The sequence below is a fragment of the Leptospira interrogans genome (genome assembly GCF_900156205.1).
In the GTDB taxonomy this organism is placed as follows: domain Bacteria; phylum Spirochaetota; class Leptospiria; order Leptospirales; family Leptospiraceae; genus Leptospira; species Leptospira interrogans.
This window is the reverse complement of sequence record NZ_FTNA01000001.1, coordinates 1-20177: the sequence shown is the minus strand read 5'-3', so window position 1 is coordinate 20177 and position 20177 is coordinate 1. Positions and strand designations below refer to the sequence as shown.

18 protein-coding genes are annotated in these 20177 nt (G+C 35.3%); 4 read left to right on the top strand and 14 right to left on the bottom strand.

All coding sequences use genetic code 11. From position 1 onward, the window contains the following. Nucleotides 1-46: 46 nt before the first annotated feature. The 6 genes from BW942_RS00105 to BW942_RS00075 all read right to left on the bottom strand — a co-directional run bounded on the left by BW942_RS00105 (nucleotide 47) and on the right by BW942_RS00075 (nucleotide 7723). Nucleotides 47-661, bottom strand: coding sequence for an LIC20036 family protein (locus BW942_RS00105; protein WP_000102691.1), 615 nt, complete (start codon nucleotides 659-661; stop codon nucleotides 47-49). A gap of 1421 nt (nucleotides 662-2082) precedes the next feature. Then, entirely contained in the window at nucleotides 2083-3402 is a 1320-nt protein-coding gene (locus BW942_RS00100; RefSeq protein ID WP_000819152.1) for an LIC20035 family adhesin, read from the bottom strand. Between the two features lie 1255 nt (nucleotides 3403-4657). After that, complete coding sequence (locus BW942_RS00090) at nucleotides 4658-5728, bottom strand: DUF1574 domain-containing protein (protein ID WP_000837643.1); 1071 nt, start codon at nucleotides 5726-5728, stop codon at nucleotides 4658-4660. Between the two features lie 326 nt (nucleotides 5729-6054). Continuing rightward, nucleotides 6055-6426, bottom strand: a complete 372-nt coding sequence (locus BW942_RS00085; RefSeq protein ID WP_000422624.1) for a hypothetical protein — start codon at nucleotides 6424-6426, stop codon at nucleotides 6055-6057. A 61-nt stretch (nucleotides 6427-6487) separates the two neighbouring features. Beyond that, a complete protein-coding gene (locus BW942_RS00080) occupies nucleotides 6488-6910 on the bottom strand; it encodes an SRPBCC family protein (protein WP_000450144.1) in 423 nt (140 codons plus the stop codon). 9 nt (nucleotides 6911-6919) lie between these two features. Next, nucleotides 6920-7723, bottom strand: coding sequence for an SDR family NAD(P)-dependent oxidoreductase (locus tag BW942_RS00075; protein WP_001069860.1), 804 nt, complete (start codon nucleotides 7721-7723; stop codon nucleotides 6920-6922). Nucleotides 7724-8113: 390 nt separating this feature from the next. Between BW942_RS00075 and BW942_RS00065 the strand changes: the two genes are divergently transcribed. After that, the gene (locus tag BW942_RS00065) at nucleotides 8114-8722 is read left to right on the top strand and encodes a hypothetical protein (RefSeq protein ID WP_000760133.1); all 609 of its coding nucleotides are present in this window, start codon (nucleotides 8114-8116) and stop codon (nucleotides 8720-8722) included. A 442-nt stretch (nucleotides 8723-9164) separates the two neighbouring features. Here the strand turns inward: BW942_RS00065 and BW942_RS00060 are convergent, their stop codons facing one another. The 5 genes from BW942_RS00060 to BW942_RS00040 all read right to left on the bottom strand — a co-directional run bounded on the left by BW942_RS00060 (nucleotide 9165) and on the right by BW942_RS00040 (nucleotide 12955). Continuing rightward, complete coding sequence (locus BW942_RS00060) at nucleotides 9165-9617, bottom strand: sugar:proton symporter (RefSeq protein ID WP_000701955.1); 453 nt, start codon at nucleotides 9615-9617, stop codon at nucleotides 9165-9167. 2 nt (nucleotides 9618-9619) lie between these two features. Further along, nucleotides 9620-10888, bottom strand: a complete 1269-nt coding sequence (locus BW942_RS00055; protein WP_000504735.1) for an NAD(P)/FAD-dependent oxidoreductase — start codon at nucleotides 10886-10888, stop codon at nucleotides 9620-9622. Nucleotides 10889-10917: 29 nt separating this feature from the next. Beyond that, nucleotides 10918-11469 carry a low molecular weight protein-tyrosine-phosphatase gene (locus BW942_RS00050; RefSeq protein WP_000229001.1) on the bottom strand — a complete coding sequence of 184 codons (552 nt, stop codon included), beginning with the start codon at nucleotides 11467-11469 and terminating at the stop codon, nucleotides 10918-10920. Beyond that, a complete protein-coding gene (locus BW942_RS00045) occupies nucleotides 11445-12191 on the bottom strand; it encodes an SDR family oxidoreductase (protein ID WP_000800040.1) in 747 nt (248 codons plus the stop codon). Before BW942_RS00045 ends, BW942_RS00050 begins: the two co-directional genes overlap by 25 nt. A 404-nt stretch (nucleotides 12192-12595) precedes the next feature. After that, nucleotides 12596-12955 carry a cyclic nucleotide-binding domain-containing protein gene (locus tag BW942_RS00040; protein WP_001093846.1) on the bottom strand — a complete coding sequence of 120 codons (360 nt, stop codon included), beginning with the start codon at nucleotides 12953-12955 and terminating at the stop codon, nucleotides 12596-12598. Nucleotides 12956-13050: 95 nt separating this feature from the next. Between BW942_RS00040 and BW942_RS00035 the strand changes: the two genes are divergently transcribed. Next, on the top strand, nucleotides 13051-14214 hold the full coding sequence (locus BW942_RS00035; protein ID WP_000625156.1) for an acyltransferase: 1164 nt from the start codon (nucleotides 13051-13053) through the stop codon (nucleotides 14212-14214). 602 nt (nucleotides 14215-14816) lie between these two features. Here BW942_RS00035 and BW942_RS00025 read toward each other — a convergent pair. The 3 genes from BW942_RS00025 to BW942_RS00015 form a co-directional block, all read right to left on the bottom strand. Next, nucleotides 14817-15419 carry an NADPH-dependent FMN reductase gene (locus BW942_RS00025; protein WP_000684128.1) on the bottom strand — a complete coding sequence of 201 codons (603 nt, stop codon included), beginning with the start codon at nucleotides 15417-15419 and terminating at the stop codon, nucleotides 14817-14819. A gap of 99 nt (nucleotides 15420-15518) precedes the next feature. Further along, nucleotides 15519-16226, bottom strand: coding sequence for a ParB/RepB/Spo0J family partition protein (locus BW942_RS00020; protein WP_001129332.1), 708 nt, complete (start codon nucleotides 16224-16226; stop codon nucleotides 15519-15521). After that, the gene (locus BW942_RS00015; protein ID WP_001086265.1) at nucleotides 16219-17136 is read right to left on the bottom strand and encodes a ParA family protein; all 918 of its coding nucleotides are present in this window, start codon (nucleotides 17134-17136) and stop codon (nucleotides 16219-16221) included. Before BW942_RS00015 ends, BW942_RS00020 begins: the two co-directional genes overlap by 8 nt. 206 nt (nucleotides 17137-17342) lie before the next feature. Between BW942_RS00015 and BW942_RS00010 the strand changes: the two genes are divergently transcribed. Then, on the top strand, nucleotides 17343-18437 hold the full coding sequence (locus BW942_RS00010) for a putative porin (RefSeq protein WP_001983163.1): 1095 nt from the start codon (nucleotides 17343-17345) through the stop codon (nucleotides 18435-18437). 70 nt (nucleotides 18438-18507) lie between these two features. Then, nucleotides 18508-19605 carry a ferrochelatase gene (gene hemH, locus BW942_RS00005; protein ID WP_080011809.1) on the top strand — a complete coding sequence of 366 codons (1098 nt, stop codon included), beginning with the start codon at nucleotides 18508-18510 and terminating at the stop codon, nucleotides 19603-19605. Nucleotides 19606-20177: the final 572 nt, after the last annotated feature.

Genomic DNA, 20177 nt, shown 5'->3' with positions numbered 1-20177 from the left:
ATATAAAAAATGAGATGTAACAGAAAATAGTTAGACTATCTTCTGCCTATCTTTTTGCATCCCAATTACCGGAACTATTATTACCTCGGTAGGTGCCTGAAATCGATCTACCTTCTAAAACCCCTATGTATTTTTGAGAAAATGGAACGTTGCTACCTATCTCGGAACATTTTATACCTACACAAGAACGGACAAATTGGATTTGATTTCCTTTTGTAAATACCCCACTCAAAAATTCTGATTTCCCCTTTCCCCAATTTGAGAATTTTAGAACTCCGTAGAGCCTTCCATTTTTTCCACCAAAAAATTGAAGGGTTCCTTTGTGAGGGCCAACGTTCAATTGATACGTGCCTACAAATAATTTATCGTTTGCGGAAAGTTCGGTGGAATCAGAAGATTTTTCTTCGGCTATAAATTCTATTTTTTCGATTAGATCCGTCTGAATTTCCTGATCGGGTTCTGTGATTTTTAAAATCTTAGAATCTATAGAAACTAATACACCTTGCGTAAAAGATCCGTTATACGTCACCTTTGCGGTTCTTTGAATCCCTGAACCACAATTTTTTAAGTAAAAACCCAAAATAAAAAACAAAATCGCCGTGGGAATAAAAATCACCAAGTCTCGTTTCCAAAAGGATCGAGTAGAATTTTCAGTGCTCATACGACATTATCGGTAAGTTTTAAAAAAACGTTCGCTCCTAAATCCGGTTTTTGTTTAATGTGAGTTCGGCCTAAGGAACTCATGATTCTGAAAAAAGTTAGAATCTGAATTTTACAGATCAATTCTTTAAATGTGGGAACTACCACAATTTATAGAATAGAAGTTTATAACAATTGAATCTGTAGTATTCAAGTGTAGGAACTACTACAAAACTTAGGTTTATCTGTAAAATAATGTAGGAACTACTTCAAATCACGATTTTATGAACAAATTCTAAAATTGTAGGAACTCATACTTTTAGAAAAATTTTTCAACCACCGAACTCATGTTATTTAAACGAGTAGCGTGGACACTTTTACAAAACTTAGAAATTGTAACTCTTAACACGTAACGACATTTTTACTTTTTTTATACAAACTCATTTTTTATTAAATCCAAAAAGAATCATCATTCGATTCTCACATAAAATCGCGGTTTTACGACCCCTTCCTAAGGGCCCTTCCCATCGAGTTCCAAGACTCTTTAGTTTTACGAAAATGTGGGAACTCATACAGAAACTTTAATACTCAAAAGTCAAACCATGCGATGAATTTCTGTGGGAACTACCACAGTTTTTATTGAAAATTTTAACGATAAATGTAAAACGAACGCTTAAATAAAAATTGATTTAAAAATATTAAAGAAGCTCAACATATTATCTAAGAAAGTAGAAACTACTACATTTAGAGCACCCGCATAATTTTCGTGTGAGTTCCCACACCAACTTTTTACGATAAAGCTCAAGTCTTACGCTAAGATCTGTCCCAAAAATCCTGCAGAGTGACCATAGAAACGATGCATTGAGTTTAGGGAGGTGTTGTTAAGTTACCCGAGCGGCCCTAAAACGCGACCCGTCGAGAGCGATCACCTTACCCACAAGTTAATAGAATTTTAGAATGAGAAGGATTAAAAACGCACATTTTTCAAGTGTTCCGACAAGAATGAGTCTTTTTATTTGCAAAAAGTATGTTTTTCTAATAGAGAAAAATTTTCCGAACCTTACCACCCCACCCAAAATAGGGAAACTCAGCACAACGCTCTCTATGAATCGCGTTGTGGGGTGGGAACTACTACGAAAATTTAACGAGATTAGAACTGCTCGAAAGTTTGCAAATTGCCAAATGAAACCTAATTTGTAGGAACTACTGCACTTGATTCAAAATTTCTAAAGAATTATCTCATAAATTCTTTGAGGTTTCGAGACCAGCTTTTAGATTGAATTTTATTTTTTGATAAAAATCGAAATCATATAATCAAATATGAATATACAAACTCTCGAATAAAACAATTATCCTCTCAAATATCAAACACAGCAAGAACAGCCGCTTAGAAAACGCTTTTTGAACTAAAAAAATAAGACGTTTTCTAAGCTAACGTATAGATTATTTACAACCTTGCATTTCTCCCATTCTTTTGTTTTCGTTTCCGTTTATGTAATACACTTTTCCAGAACCAACCGTCCAGCAGCCGTTTTTCTTATTTGTACCGACCATGATGGGGCCCTCTCCGGTTTTAGAACCATTTTCGTCGTATTCGATCGCTTTAGAATCGCTTACAATTTCAAATTGTTTTTTACCGTCCTTATAATATGTAAATGGGATGTCTGGTTTATAACTCGCTTTGAGTTCGTTTGTAGCCTCGTCTATGTTCATGATGGAAAACTGAAGTTTTCCTTTTCCGATCAACTGTCCTTCTTTGTTATAAGCTTCCGCAGAGGACATCATAAACTCGTTCATCATCTCACCTTTGTAGGCGGGATTTCCATTACTCCAATTAAATTTCCAAATTCCTTTTCGAGTATGCTCTCTTTGACCTTCTGCAAATATATTTCCATTTTTATAATATTCTTTCCAGTAACCGGAACGAAGGGCCTTTTTTTCTTTTGGATCTTTTTCTTTTTCGGTTCCAGGTTCTAACTTAGGTTTGTAACCACCTTCCATCTGAATCGAACCGTTATCATAATAGGTTTTCCAGATACCGGTTTTCAGATCATCCTTGTAAGAACCTTCGCTTTGAACCGTACTCCCGTCCTTATGAAAAGAAGTTTCCTGACCTTGTTTTAAACCGTTAGAATAGTTGGACACTTTTTTCTTAGCACCATTTTGACCGGGGTCCGCGTAGTATTCAGTCCAAAGACCATCTTTTTGATCTTCTTTATAGGAACCTTCTTCGTCCATCAAACCTTCGTTGTTTTTTTTCCAATAAGGCCCGTTCTTTTTATCGGCTTTATAAGTAATACTCTCTGTTTGAACACCATCTCTTTTGAATTTCTTTTCTTCTCCTTCTTTTACACCACCTACGTAAGGAGTGTCACGCAGAACCTCACCGGTTTCGTAAAGAGTCTTCCAAGAACCTTCCCTTTTATCATCCTTATATTCACCGGTTCGAATTAGAACAGAAACTTTCTTTTTCGTAGCAGAATCTTCTTTTTCCTGATATTCTTTCCAAGCTCCGTTCTTTTTGAACTTTTTGATTTGATCCGATTTTAAACCATCTAACTGTTCAGTAGAACAAGGTTTACCACTACAATCGGTAACAACCGGACCTTCTGCTTTCATGTTGAAAGTTTCTTTATACTTTTCCACACGGATATTTGGAGGAAGAATTTGAACTTCTAAATCTTTACCTTTATTCTCCACATTAGGAGTGGAGTTACAATAAGAAATCGCAACCGTAACAATAGCCAAACAAAATCGTTTCATCATTATTCCTTAAAAGTTTGAAAACTTCCCACAAACGTAAAAGAATAGAATTCAAAAGTCAAGAAAATCCGAAATCACAAATGAAAGTGATTTGCCTATAAGAACTATAAACGACTTACAAAAAAAATCGTACATTTTTACGAAAATGTAGAATTCCACCTATCCTAATATGGGCAAGGGCATAAGGAACCTATGATTCATTTTTCTGAAAAAAATCTGAATTTTACAGATCGATTCCTTAAAGGTAGGAACTCCACCCATTTCCTTTAGAATTTATACTGCCTGAATTTGAGAAATCAGATGGATTATCCAAAACAATCTTAGAATGTGGGAACTATTACAATTTATAAAATAGAAGTTTATAATAATTGAATCTGTCGTATTCAAGCGTGGGAACTATTACAAAATTTAGGTTCGTCTGTAAAATGATGTGGGATGTGAGTATTACAAAATCAAATTCTAAAAAAAGAATAATTACAAAATGATAAACGGTTTCCAAGCAACTGTTTCTGTAGGAACTACTGCAAATCCACGATTTTATAAACAATTTCTAAATTTGTGGGAACTCATACTTTTAAAAAAGTTTTTCTCAACTGAACTCGCGTTAAAACGAATTTAAATTTTGATGATGACCCTAAAACAACGGTTTTGTGCAAAAATCGGATTAGACGATGATTCTTTTGTATTTCATAGTAGTTCCCACAATTTACAAAGTCCAACTGCAAATCCACGATTTGTGGTAGTTCCCACATCTATTTTTTTACGAAAAAATTGACTTTAAGAGAAAACAGAGTTTTCACGTCCTGATTACGTTAAAATATAAATTTGTGAGAGTTCCCACAGATTAAGTCATATTACAAATTTTTAAACATTTATTTTTATAGAAAAATCAGGTTTTTATAAAACGAATTCCTTACGCAGAACCCATGTTATTTAATAGTTTATACTTTAATCATATGAATTTAGAGAAAGAGAATCTTGGAGAATCAAAATTTAATATAACGACTGACTCCTGAACTCAACAAAACTTTTCTCTTTTAACTTAGCACGATCCAGCAACAACTATGCTCGGCAAATTCATTTCTGCAAATAGGAACTCATGTTTTTAAAAAATTTCTCATCACCTTATCCAGAACTCACGTTAAGTATTTAAGAAAAACATAATTTATTTTTATAGTTTTCAATCAATTGAGCAGAAAATTATATTACAACAAGATTGAATTCGTCGTGGTTCAAACTTTGAGAAAATTGATTTTTATTTTGGATCTAAATAATAATGAAGCAAAATAAATCGGATAAAAGGACGATAACAATCCAAAGAAATATGTCCACTATCCGCATAAGAATTACAGGCATAATAAGGATCTTTACTCATATCGATCAAAGGAATTTTCCAATCGTCATGAATTGGTTTTATTTTTTGTGACCAAGTTTCTGGAATTTTTAACTCGTCCAAAACTTTTTCCATAGGAGGAGAAACTCCAGGTCTTACGAATAAGATTTTTAGATTTTCTTCTCTTTGTAGTATAAAAATTTTCTTATAGAATTCATACTGCATCTCCGAAGGGGTGTAAGAAGGATAGATCCAACCGATCGTTTTACGGGCAGACTCTTGAATTTTACCAAAGTCTTTTTCCACATAAGCGCCCGCCGGAGAAATTGCATTTCCCTTATCAGATTTTAGAGTGGCAATCGTCATCGTTTTTAACAATTCACCCATCGCAGAATTTTCATTCTTAAAACGTTTGATTACGTTGCCGATATAGGGTTTGTTATAACTCACTCCGAAAAGAAAATTCGCAAAGTAATAATTTACGTTTTCTTTTCCAAAAGTCCATGCATATTTTAGAATGAAGATAGGATCAAAACTATTTGCTAAATTCGCTTTTTTGAATGTAGTACTGTTTTTATTAAACTGAAATGGATCCGTTTCGATCACGATCAGATCGGGGTGAACTCCACCGTTTTTTATCAGTTTTTCCAAAAAGTATAAATAATAAGCCGGGGTAGTAACCGCAGAAGAAAGATTATAAATATCCCAATCCGGATAAAACGCCAAAAGATCTGAATTTTGAAAGTAGAGCATTCTAGAAGATCCCATAAGGATCATTAGCTTTTTCTTTTTTTCGGGGTTTCTAGTATATTCTCCGTCGGGACCGTATTTGAAAACGATCTCTTTGAGAAGTTCTTTTTTGACGTCGTAATAGATATAAGTGAATTCTTGTTTTACGTAATCCCGGACTTGGTCTAAAAAGAAAAGTTTGTCGAATAAAAAAATCGCAAAAAACAAAAGAACTGGGTACCAAAGAAACGGTTTTGATTTCAAGGAATTCTCCCGGTTATAAGATTATACTTTTTGCAACTAAAAACTTTTTTAAAACTCATCATAGAAACTACTACATAGGATTTTATTTTTAAAACGTGGGAACTCACATAAAAATTGTATTCAACTGTAAAATCCCAAACCTATTCAATCATTTTCTCTCAGTCCAGCAAACATACAACAGCGTGTTCTGCAAAGCAAGATGACATTTGATTTCGCATGATCAGTTCCGACAAAAAATAAATTGGAATTTGAAACAAATCACAAAAAAAGAGCCGGTGGGAAATACCGGCTCAGATTTTAAGAAAGTGAAAGACTGTCAAATGAAATCAGGCAGTCACCATATCTTTCTGAGAGAACTGTCTGCGTTTCTTTTGTAACTCCGCAAACCATTCTTCAGCGTGTTTATGATAAGCAACCAAACGTTTTACATAAGTTCTTCTTTCAGGCATCAAAACTCTTCTCGCCTCATGAATGATTTCTTCCACGATCTTAGTATGAAACGTAAAGTGGCTGGAAAAAAGATTGAAGTAATCTCTATCCGAAGTCTCCCAAGGTCTGGAAGTGATGTCCGCAAAATATTGTTCTAACTGTCTTATATCAAAATCGAAGTCTGATTCGTAAGGAGAATTGACAACCGCAATCGCATCAGTAAGATCAGTGAGGGTTTGAAAGTAAGTCTCTAATTCAGGTAGTTCCACAGGTAAAAATCACCTTTCCTAATAGGTTCTTTTTACCATCCTTTTAAGAGGCCTTAGGCGTTCAAGACTTTTTCAAATACTCCCTCAAATGTTTTCCCTCTTCTTCCCAACCTTCAGAAGCAGCTTCTATCCATACGTCATACTTATCTCCAACCGGATACCCTGAATTTGTAACTACCAATTTAGAGGAATCTTCGCCTAAAGAATGAAATTCCAATTTTAATTCTATTTCTCCTGCAGGATGATCTTGCCAAAGTAGTATCAATTCTTTAAAAGGAATTATCTTTTTATAAATACCGTTAGTCGTAAGATCTCCTTCCATCCCGAGCCTCCAAGTCCAAGCAAAGTTAGCTCCTTCTTTAGGACGCCCCGTCACCTTATCCGCAAGCCAGTGAATTAATTCTTCATTTACAGTAACCGCATTCCAAACCCTCATAAGAGGATAATCAAATTGAAATTCTTTAACAATACTTCTTGTTTCCATGCTTTCCTTCTAGTGAAAATCTTTATAAAGTTTTTTGAATAGAGTTTTTTCTAAAAATGCAGGTGCAAAGTTTCTTAACCATTTTAGAAAAAAACCAGAGCTGTCCATGATAACTAATCTAGATTCTGGATCTTCCACCGAATCGATCATTTTAGACGCGACTTCTTCGGGAGATTTAATCTTGTCACTAGAATGTTGAGATTCGTTCAAAACGTTTCCGTCTCCGTCCAAACCAGAAGAACGTAGTTTCGTTTTAGTATAAGGTGGACAGAAAATGATAAACGACAAACCATCTTCGGAAAGTTCGATCCTTGCCGCTTCCAAAGCAGAGTGTAAGGCAGACTTAGAAGAAGAATAAGCACTTCTTCCTGGGATCCCGTAGAGTCCACTCACAGTAGACGTAGCGATTACGGAACCTCGATTTAGTTTGATCTGAGGTAATAATCTTTGAATGAGATAAATAGGACCGAAAAAATTAATATCAAAGGTTTTACGAAAAGTTTCGATTCTAGTAGAATCAAAACGAGAATGAGTTGTAATACCAGCGTTTGCAAATAGAACGTCTATACCTCGATAATCTTTAGAAATTTTTTTAACCGCCTTGTCTATTTCTTTCTCAGAACTTAAATCAGTAGAGATATGAATCCAATCAGCAACGATACCTTTCTTTTGTTTTAAAAGTTTCGGTTCAGTTCTAGAAAGATTGATCAAAGTACAATCTAATTTAGATAAAATCCCTAAAATCGCCTCTCCAATTCCAGAAGAACCACCAGTTAATACAATCGTTTTGCCCAACCAAAATGAAGGATTCATATCACGGAGCATTTTCAACATAAGAAAGAAGGATTCAAGAATTTTTTCAAGGGAAAAGAAGCATAAAACACTTCCCTTGTTTTCACTGAAAAAAGAAAAACAGAATCATGGGAAAGATTCTACTTATCAAATATAAGCTTGATGGAATTCAAACAAATCTATTTTATAGAATCGTTAACCGACTCAAAAAACCTAGCTCTTACTACCCGGACGCATGAAAATAGTACCAAGTTATTAACGGCTGAATTTACGAAAAAAATAGTGGTATTTAAAAATACCGCAAATTCGGGATTTACTTGCATTTTAAAGCAGGATCAAAATATTCAAATTTTTGAAACAATCTAACACAAGTATTCTATTCATGCGTCTGAGTAATAATTTCTAAAAACTATGAAAAAATATAAAATCCAAATTCTTCTATTTTTGCTGATGATTTCAATCGCAGGTCTTTCGATATTTTATAAACTAAAACTGAATGAGACTCCGGATTCTATCGATTCAAAAAATCAAACCGAATCAGAGATACAAAAAGTATGGATCCAATTTGCAAATTCAATTCTTACAGACGATCTCAAAGAAACAAAAAGGCTCTCTACGAATTGCATTTATTGTCCGGAATGTTTGACCAATACTCCGGAAGAAGAATCCCGATTGGAGAAATTTCAGGATTCGAATTATGATAAATTGTATTCCGATCTTTCCTATATATCAATTGATACCTTTTTGGAAAAAGACAAGCCCCTATTCTTAAATGCCGAGATAAAAACAAAACTCTTAAATCCAAACAACTATAAAATCGATTTGGAAGATCCAATTCCAGATCGATTCAATCGTTCTTGTATTCTCTCAAAAGAAGAGTTTAATTCTACAAAGGTCTATGCTGTTTTAGTAACGGTTCAAAAACCAACTTTCAATTCAGAAGAGGGATCGCAGATGAAATTTACTTTTATTCGAACTAAAAAAGGATTACGATTTTGTGAGTATTTAAGCATTCCTTAAATCTTTTTTTTCGAATTTATGTTTGTTTCAACAAAACATTTTACCATAAGAATTTTCGGAGAAGACACTCCATCTTAATTTCGATCCAATCTTTGATCGATAGGATATAGACATCTTATCCCACAATATCGTATCATATTAATTTAATAAAGCATTTGATACCAAATCCACCACCGGAACGTCTCCTTTCAAGATCGCGTTTGTTAATGAATCGTTCATATTCCTTTTCCGTTGAATTCCCAGTTCGTAAAATTATCTGGAGAGTGGATTGAAGTTCTGAGAAACATTCGATCCCTGAATCAAAAACACTTTTCCCAGCAAAAATACTTCTATATCACAATCGATCAATCGAAATCGCAAAATAAAGAATCGACGACCGTAGCAGACCAATCCCCTCACAAAGAATATTAAAAAATTTGATTTTATTATTGATTCAAAAGTTTTAATCAGCGTGAGACTGAAAATTAACGATCTTCCATTCTCCATTTCGATTGAGATGTAGTACAATTTGAAATGGAAGTCCGCAAGGATAGTATTCTACATAGAGTGGATCGACCTCAACAGTATCTTGGTTCCAATATCTCTTAAGTCTGTTTCCATACGTTTGTTTCGGGCCATAAGACTTAATTGAAAGGTCACAGTTGCCCATCCCGTCTCCATTCCCTAATTCTTGATCGACTTTTTTTTGAAATCTTTCGTAAGAAGTTCCCACAATCGCATTCTCGTTCGTTAAACTGTATGCCTCTTTAAGCTTTTTTGTAATCAACAATCGCAGAAAGTGATTGGATACGGCTATTGCATCTTTCGGTATATATTCCGTATTTTTCAAAAAATAAAAGGACAAAAAAAGACTAACGCACAAGAAAGCAATCGCCGCCAAGAATCTAATTTTCATATTCAATCGTTATCCGCGCTGATCTCGTCTTGAATTACTCTTGCCTCTGCACGAAAAGCAATATACGACCAAACCCAGGTGATTAAAATCGTAATCTTATTCTTAAATCCTACCTGATAAAACAAATGGACAAAAAGCCAAGCCAACCAACCAAATAGACCTTTCATTTTCAGAATTCCCACCTGAGCGACCGCGTCCGTTCTACCGATCGTAGCCATAGAACCTTTGTCTATATAATGAAAAGGTTTTCGTTTTTTATTTTTTAGATCGTTTTGAATGAGAGAAGCGACATATCTTCCCTGTTGCATCGCAACGGGAGAAACTCCCGGCAATGGACGTTCTAAACCTTTAGAATAACTGGCGATGTCCCCGATTACAAAAACTTCGGAGTGACCTTCGATGTTGCAAAACTCGTCCACGATCACCCTACCTCCTCGGTCCAATGTGACGTCTAACGTAGCCGCAATGCTATTGGCCTGAACTCCCGCCGCCCAGATAACTGTTTGAGTAGGAATCATTTTTCCTTCGAGTTGAACTCCTCGTTCGTTAATATCAATCACTCTGGTGCCGGTCAAAACCTCCACTCCCCTTCTTTCTAAACGTTTTTTTGTAAACTCTCCTAAAGAAGGATCAAAGGTCATCAGTAATCTAGGAGAAGCTTCGATCAAAGTTATCTTAGATAAGGCGGGGTCAATCGTATGAAATTCATCCCGAATAATTTGATGGGAAAGTTCTGCGATAGAACCCGCGAGTTCCACTCCAGTTGGACCACCACCTATAATCACGTAATTTAAAAGAGACTTAACCACTTCCGGATCACCGGACAACTCGGCTTTTTCAAACGAAATCAAAAGTTTATGACGAATCTTTAATGCGTCCTTTAAATTTTTGAGACCAATCGTGTATTTTTCCCAATGATCATTTCCGAAATAACTGGACCTAGCACCCGCAGATAATATTAGATAATCATAATTCGTTGAAGTGTTTTGATAATAAACCGTTTTTGTTTTGAGATCGATTTTAGTTGCTTCCCCTAAAACCACAGTCACATTTTTACTTTCTCCTACCAAAGAACGAGTAGGAATCGCTATATCCGCTGGACTTAAAACTGCAGTAGCCACTTGATACAGAAGCGGCTGAAATAGGTGGTGATTCTTTTTATCGATTACTGTAATGTCTAAATTGTTATTTTGAGATAGTTTTTTAACGGCCTGTAAACCGCCAAACCCCGCGCCTATAACGACTACTTTCTTTTGATTGGATTCACCCATTTGTGAATATTCTCTCCCGCTTTCTTGGATTAGGTTTTTAAATCCAATTTTCTAGAAAGCAGGAATTCAAGAAAGTCTTCTGCGACATCCGAGACAATATTTTGCACTTCTTCAAAGTCTTTCAAAGTTCCGTAATACGGATCTGGAACCTCGGAATCTTTTTTTGAATCTTTTTGAAAAAATCGAAACAATTGTACTTTTTTTCTTTCCTCATCCGAGGACGCGAGAGATAAAACGTCCTTTTGATTGGATTTATCCATCGTTAGAATGTAGTCGAATTCTCTAAAATCTTCTCTTCTAAACTGTCTCGCCCTATGAGTTAGTTCGATCCCTCTTTTTCGCGCGGCTTGTCTGGTTCTAGGATCAGGAAGTTCTCCGATATGATATCTAGAAGTTCCACAAGAATCTACTAAGAAGGAAGATTCTAAATTTCTCTTTTGAATCAAATCCAAAAAAGCTCCTTCTGCGGCAGGGGATCTGCAAATATTTCCAAGACAGACAAATAAAACCCGAATCAAATTTTTACTTTTCGGATTCTGCTTTTCAAAGGGTAAGTTTATTTCAGACTGATCTTCGACCATAAAAATTCTGGAATGCGTTTCATAAGATAACCCAGGAAAACCCATGGGAACCAAGGAACTGTAGCCGATAAAACATTGTTTTCAATTCTTTTAAATATTTTTTGCGCACCTCGTTCTACGGAAATTACAAAAGGGCGAGACTTCATCCGATTATTGATCGGAGTGTCTATAAATCCAGGATGAATTACGCTTACAGAAATTCCATATCGTTTTACTTCTCCTCGAAGCGCTTCCATATAGACAGATAATCCCGCCTTGGAAGAAGAATAGCTAGCAGAACCAGGAAGTCCTCTAAACGATGCAACGGAAGAGATCGCTACAATTTGACCCGATTTCTGTTTTTGAAAAATCGGAAGAACCGCTTCTACACCCGCCATAGCCCCGATCAAATTGGTTTCAATCACTGCACGATCCGCTTCAAAACTTCTTCCACCAAATGAAGAAGTAGTAGAAATGCCCGCATTTAAAACGATCAGATCTAAACCACCTAACTCCTTAATCAATTTAGGAATGACCTTAAAATTTTGGTCTGCATCAGATACATCCAAAGAAGCAAAAAGAATTTTACCCTTCGTTCCAGAAGATTTCAATTCTTCTACAATTTTTTTGAGAACGTCCTTTCGTCTCGCCGTAAGGGCTACGTTTGCTCCAGTTTGTGCGTAAAGCCTAGCCAATTCCTTTCCAATTCCAGAACTTGCACCTGTGATGATTACGTTTTTCATAGAAGACAACTTAACTTAGAATTGTAACTCGCTTCAAACATTAATTTCAAGGAAAATCCATTTATTTAAATCTTCCGTAAATACAAAGTTCAAGAATTGTTTTACGATCATAAATAACAAAAAGTTAATTCCGCTTTATTGAAATGTTCCAACTTTTTGAATTTTATTTGGAACCGCTTGAGAAATACAAGTTCGATGTAAAAAATCCAGCTATAGAGTCAAAAACTAAATTAGAGTTGTTGAAAAATTCCCTAGTTCCAATTAACAAAACTGCTTTAATTGCTCGTTTCCATAAAATAGAAACAGATGGAGAATTAATTTTTCAACAATTCTATTGGATTTTTCTATTATAAATCAAATAGATACACTCTATTCTTACACCTAATTTATGTTAGGTTAGAATCTTATTCTTCTAATTTTGAACCTAGAATTTCGTCCGTGTGTGCCAAACGATCCGCAAGAATCCGAACCATTTTGGCAGAAAAATCTGGATTTTTAACTAGAAATCTTTCTAGCTGTTGTCTACTTTCTATCACGGCAAGTCTACAATCTAAAATTGCTTTTGCGGTAGCGGTTCTGGGCATTGCACGAAACAAAGCCATTTCACCAAAAAAATCTCCTTTTTTCATGACAGCAAGACGTTGGATTGTATTTTTCCGAGTAAAAAAAACTTCGACGGAGCCGGAGAGAATTACATACATCGCGTTATTTGTATCTCCTTCTTTAAAAACGATTCCACCAGCAGGAATCTCCAACGTATTCATTTTTCAAACCGCCTAAAAGATTTACTTCCTTATCATAAAATCGCATCTTGACGTTTAAATATTAATTTTATCTTTAAAAAAAGCACACTCTTTTTATGATTTCTAATCTTTCATTACTTATAGATACATTAGGGCTTTGTATACTAGTTCTAATATGTATCACCTCAGAAACGCCTTCTCAAATTCTACTTTCTTTTCCGAAAAAAGAAACTTCAAATAATAGAAGCCAATCCGTAGATTTCATCCGAGGACTTGCCATCACTGGAATCGTTTTTATTCATGTGAACTCTTATTATCAGTATTTTGGTCCAAACGAAAGCGCCTCTTCATTTACTCTTTTTATTTCTAACTTATCTAGATTTGGGGTTCCGGCGTTTATTATTTCTTCCGGGATTTTTTTAAAATTCACAAACTGGAAAGATTATTGGAAACCAAAATTAATTTCTTTTTTGATCCCTTACTTAGGTATAAGCCTTTTGGCTTCTTATATAAAATTAGGAACGTTTCCTAAATTAATAGAATTTCTCAAAGGAGTTTTACTCGGAACCTGGTGCGCTCCTTATTATTTTGTTCCTCTATTAGTTTCCTTTTATGGAATATTCCCTTTTTTGAAACTATTTGTATCTAATTTAAAATCTTCAAAAGCAGTTTTGATCTTTCTTTTGACTGCTCTTGTGACGAATTTTTTATCAAATCACTTTTTTCATTACGTGGACGACCCGGTTTTAAAAACCATAGAGCCGATTTTACCCACCGGATTTTTTTTCTTTTTCGTCTTTGCTATGTTTGCCGAAAAGTGGTTTAAAGAACCTAGAAATTTTTTACTACTTTTCAAAAAGTCCGGTCCCCTACCCTACTCTTTTAGTAAAATTCTTTTTTGTGGAATATTATTCTATTTAGCTGTAGTGGGTATTGCAGGTTATTTTTGGAAATTTGATTCTTCCAATCATTTGATCTTTTATCCCCTTGTTATGTTTTTATTTTTATTTTTCTGGGCAGAAGATTCTCAAAAACAAAACAAACATAAAAGGTTCATTTCCACTTTTGCCTTTATCGGCAAAAATAGTATGGGGATCTTTTTTCTACATCCCATACTGATTCATCTGATGCACGCCTTAAATCCTTTTGCTTGGGGTTCTGGTTTTGCCTGGCCGTTGATTTTTATCGTCGGTTTTTTGAATGTAATCGTCCCTCTTGTTACTTGGTTACTTTTTACTAAAACGGTCCATTGGGTTCTTCAAAAAATCAGAACATTCTAATACTCTTATAAGTATTTAAGAATGTATTCCTCTAAATTAGAATTGTCAGAAAGATACGTTTTTATAATACTCAACTATCTATTGTTATCCGGTTCCAAAATTCGGTGATTGAGAGTTATGTGTAATGCGCTAAATTAATACTACTCGGACGCATGAAAATAGTACCAAGTTATTAACGGCCTAATTTACGAACAAATAGTGGTATTTAAAAAATATCGCAAATTCGGGATTTACGGCATTTTAAAGCAAAACCAAAATATTCAAATTTTTGAAACAATCTAACACAAGTATTCTATTCATGTGTCCGAGTAGTAAAACAAGCTCATCATAGTGTTCTTTTCATAGACTCCAGCAGCAAACGCATTTCTAAAATTAACACTCAAGTCGATAGAGTTATTGGAAATAAATTTTCATTTGATTGAAATGAGAAATTGAAGTGATTTTGTTAAACTTCACTATTAAATTTTTCGACAACTCTAATATTGATTACTATCATTCAAATTTAGAAATGAGAACGAGTGCGGCTGGATTTTCAAAGGAATTTCCTTAATATAGAACCATTAGAACATTATAAATATCTTAAGTATATTTTTTGAAAATTCTTACATCCCATTTGGGAATTCTTTTTTAATGGTCACTCCAGAATCCCGAACTTGTTTTAGAGCCTCTCCATAACTTACTAAAATTTTAAGGGCAAAATCGATCCTATCTCGGATGTAAGAATCTTCCTTACTTGCCGATTCGGGTCCGTTGAGAACGTGTTCTGCGTCTCTTACTATGATATGTTCGGGAATGTAACAGAATTTGGTATTTTTATAACTACTCATCCTAAGTTCGGCGATAGGATAAGCCCCTCCCCTACTCGCAGAAACAGCGCTTATCAAAACCGGTTTGTGACCAAGTAAAGTAGAATTACAGTAAAGAAGAAAGTTTTTTAGTCCGGGAGAGGCCATACCGGAATATTCCGGAGTTACAAAAACAAAAGCTTCCGCATTTTTAAGTTCAGCTTCTATCGGCTTCCAAATCTTATCCCAAGACTCTCCACCTTCCCAAAAGGAATCATCCCAGACCGGAAGTTTATGATTTCCTAAATCAAGAATCCAACTCTGATGACCTAAAGATCCAAGTCTATTTCCTATCCAATTTGCGACCTTGGCCGACTGTGAAATTTTTCTATGAGGACCGGCTATAATAGCGATTTTCATGTTTTCTCCGTTTAAAGAATTTAATTAAAAAATTATTTTAAAAATAGTTGTTTATCGTTCTTTCTAAAAACACGGCTGACCTTGAGGTTACCTCTTTTTTTAGTCTTTGATTCCATATTTCTTTTTTAAAGAAGAAAGTTCTTTTAAAAATTTTTCCCTTTGTTGTAACGAAAGTTTTCCGATCTGTAAAACGATCTTAGATTGAATCAATTTTCGGGATGAAATGATTTCACCCCCCCTACCCTCTTTTTGTTTTAAAAGTGCTTCCAGGTTTTTTACAGAAGTATCCTTTCCAGATTTAATTAGGTCTCCCACCGATTTCTGATCGAGTCTTGCAATAGAACTCAATTGTTTTACGTATCTTTCGGTAAAACCTAAAATTTTAGAAACTTCTTCTGCAGTTTTCTTTTTTTCTTTTCTTAAAAATTGAATGGCACGTCCTACTTCCCAAGGGTTTAGACTTTTTCTTTTTTCATTTTCTGCGAGAGCCATCTCAAAACATTTGTCCTCGGACGCCGAGGTTTCAATGGCAGGAATCGTATTCCATTTAAGAATTTTTGCGGCCTGATACCGTCTTTCTCCTGCAACAATCTGATACTTTTTTCCAGATTTTCGTACTACAATCGGCTCAATCAATCCCAATCGTTTCATAGATTCCACAAGATCGGAAACTTCTTCTTTTCCAAAAACCCTTGGTTGGGATGGATTTGGAACTATATCAGAAAGTTGTATTTCCAATTTAGAAGATTCTTTTTCTCCAAACGCGGTAAGAAGATCCATTCCCGCAAAATCCGACCGTTTAGCCATTTGAAATCCTCTCCATTAATTCCTCCGCCAAAGAAGAAAACATCTGCATAGCTTTGTTATCGTATTCTCCCAAAAGTTTTTTCTTAGCCTGCGCCTGTGGAATCGATTCTCTTCTATAAATAACAGTATTAAAAACTTCAAAATATTTTCGGATGGCGTCCGCGAGCCCCGCGAGAGCACGCGCGTCTTCATACTGATTGAGAACAGCCCCTAAAAGATTAAGTGACGGATTTGCTTTCTTTTTAATTTTTAAAATTGTAGAATGTAAATCCTTTAGGCCTTGAACGCTAAAAGCTCGTGTTTGGATCGGTATCAATACGTGATCGGCGGCGATCAAAGCATTTTCTAAAATTAAACCTAGAGAAGGTGGACAATCTATAATAATATATTTATAACTGGAACGAACCGGTTTAAGTGCATCTTTCAAAAGTTCAAAATCGTCCCTTTCATACGGGGTCGTAAAATTGGCAAGATGAATGGAAGAAGGTAATAAATCCAAATCCGGAGCAAGTCTAATTAACAACTCTTTTACCGGAATCTGATTTTCTTCTTTATAACCCAAAGAATGGAACACGGAATGCTCCACGGCACCAAAAAAAAGTTGAGTGATATTGGCCTGAGCGTCCCAGTCCACGAGAAGCACGGGCGCCAACTTAGAAAGCGCCTCCGCCAAACATACCGAAACCGTAGTTTTACCTTCTCCTCCTTTTTGATTAGAGACTGCGATAATAAAGGAATCATAGGTTTGTTTTTCGGTTTTTTGAAAATATTTTTCTATTACTTCACGATCAAATTTTCCTTTTCCGGAAGTTGGAATTTTCCATTCCTTTACCTTGGATAAAAATTCATCTTCCGAGGAAATTTCAAACTCATCTAAAATCTGTCTGACTGTTAGATTTTTAGAATTCATGAATCTTTAGTCCCCGAGTCAATTTCATCCAGACGCACACACACTGTCAAATCAAACTATGTCGCATCGATTTCAAAAACACTAAAAACTGTATTGCATGAGTAGGGTAGGGCGGGTTAATCTGTCTTGATCCGTCAATTCAATCTTTCGGGGTGAAATGATTGCACCCCAGAATCGTCGGCAATTTAAATTTAGACAATAAACCTATGAAAATAAAACAAACTTCCTTTCTAATTTTAGTCTTACACTTTTTTTCGTTTGTATCGATTTACTCCCAGGCCGCCGTTACGAACCCGGAGGAAACCAAACCTTTTTCTACAAAAGAAAAACCTGTTCCAGCCGAAGAAACTTTTTTTAAAAAACTGATACAACAGTCTTCTTTTACCATACTCGCCGGAAGAAACGGAGGTGATAACATCTTTGAAACCGGCACCAAATATCCAAATCTTTCCGGACTTAAAGGAGGCTCTAGAATCACATATGCAAGAGACTTTAACTACGCCGGATTGGGTTTTACTCTTCGTTGGGAAAAATGGGAAGCCGATCTAAATCTAAAAACCACCGGACGTTATGTAAACGCAGGAGAGGGTAGGGATGAAGATTTCTTTTTAGGAGATCCAACGGTAGAAAGAGGAACTAAAATTTCGACGAGGGAATTTTCCTATTATGACACTCCTTATACTTTTATAGGTTCTCGAAATTTTGCTGACGGAAAAGGTCGTTTATCCATGAAAAACAATAGTCAATCCCTCATCCTAAGAAGATACTTTGGAGACGGAGAAGCGGACTATAGAAAAGAAGGAAAAGGATTTTATCTTACCGGCGGATTTCAATATACGTTTATGAAATACATTCTTTATGACGTGTTTCAATTTTTCGATTCTAGTCCGGTTTTTTTAAATAGAATAGGACTGGGTTTAAGTTTTTCATATTCTACTTACGAATTTCCCTTGGGTTTAGGTTATAGATATTCAAATGGAGAATGGGTTTTTGAAACTTCTTTTTCTGGAATTTTTTGGACAGGACATTTTCGAGACTTTCACTATCAGAGGGCTCTCAATTTTATTGGAGACGTTTCCGGTTTTGGAATCGACTTCAACATAGGAGCAGGAAAAATTTTTGGAAACTATCTAATGTTCCTCAAACTTAACGAACACAGACTTTTCGGAGACGGACATTTTGTTACCAAAGGTGGGCTCAGTGAAAGCGACATTTTATCCCAACACTTAGGCCATTATAAAAATTATATGAATCTAAAAGAATGGAACGTAGAACTATCCCTAACCGGATTTTTGTATTAAGAAATTATTCAGTTTTAAGTTTTCCGACAAAATCGGTAAAATTTAAAACTAATTTTTAAAGGAAGACAATCTGAAAAATAGAATTCTATTTATCAATTTAGGCGGCCCACGAAACAAATTTGAAATCGAAAAATTTCTAATCGATCTTTTTGAAGACCCTTTTGTTTTTGATCTTCCACTTCCAGAATGGATCCGAAAACCTCTGGGAAGATGGATCGCAAAAAAAAGAGCTCCCAAAATCGCAAAAACCTATGAGTCCATGGGATTTGGAGGAGGTTCTCCTTTGGTTTCTGAAACCAACAAACAAGCGGCTGCTATCACCCAAATCCTCAAAAAAATTACGGGAGAAATTTGGGAAAGTAGTGTTACTATGACTTGTGGTTATCCGAATATTAGAGATATACCTGCGGAATTTCTGATTCCGAGTAATAAAAATATTATATTTCCATTATATCCTCATTTTTCCAGATCCACCGTTTTAAGTACCGCTAAACTTATAGAACAAATTGTTGGATTTTGTCCGGTAGGTGCTAAAGGTTGGATTACACCCTTCCATTCTTCTCAAATTTATTTGGAATCGATTCGAGATTTGATTCTGGATTTTTTCCAAGGTAAACTGAATCGGGAAAACTTTTTACATTCCAATTCCTTTCAAGAAATTCCTGACTGGAAAACGATCGACTTAGTATTTAGCGCACATGGAATTCCGATCCGCCTAATTCAAAAAGGTGATCACTACAAGGAAGAAATAGATTCCAACATAACAAATCTTAAAAAATTACTCTACAAAAATGGATTTTCAGGAGAATGCCATACCTCTTTTCAGAGTAGGGTAGGGCCTTCTAAGTGGACCGAACCAAATACAATACAAATGTTAGAAGACCTCGGAAAAAAAGGAGTCAAAAGAGTAGCCGTTTATCCGATCAGTTTTGTAAGCGATCACCTAGAAACCTTAGAAGAAATCGGAGAACAACTCAAAAAAGTAGCTTATCAAAATGGAATTTTAGAATACTACCGAATTCCAGCTCCCGGAATTTATCCCAAATTTATAAAAGCGATGGCAAAAATAGCCTTGGAATCTTCTCAAACCTCAAAAAAGGAATGTCTCTGTAAAAAGTTAGGAGGTTATAATTTAAATTCAGTAGTATGTACACGGCTGATTTCTTAAACAAATCTATAATAGAGTTGTTGAAAAATTCTATAGTGGAGTTTAACAAAACTGCTTCAATTGCCCATTTCCATAAAATAGAAACAAATGGAGAATTAATTTTTCAACAATTCTAATACTCAGATCCTAAAATCAAATCTGCATATAACCGCTGTTTTATGGTAAGTGCCCCATTTAAGATTCAAGATGATTTCGTTTTAAATTTTGAGTTAAATTTTTAACTTAACGTGAATTTGGTATAACGCGAAAGAAATTGATGCAAGGAAGCTAAAGCAGAACGCTTCTATGGGCGCTCGAAGTAACTCAGCGTCTCGCGAGCGCTCGACAGATCGCGTTTGAACTCAGCAGAACGCTCTCTATCATAACCAACCCCACAAGTTGAATAGGATTTTAGAATCAAAATGAACTAAAGCAGAACGGGCTTTCTATGGATCGCCGTTCTGGGCTCAAAAAGGCACATTTTTCAAGTGTTCCGACAAGAATGAGTCTTTTTACTTGCAAAAAGTATGTTTTTCTGATAGAGAAAAATTTTCCGAACCTTACCACCCCCACCCAAAAATAGGAAAAACTCA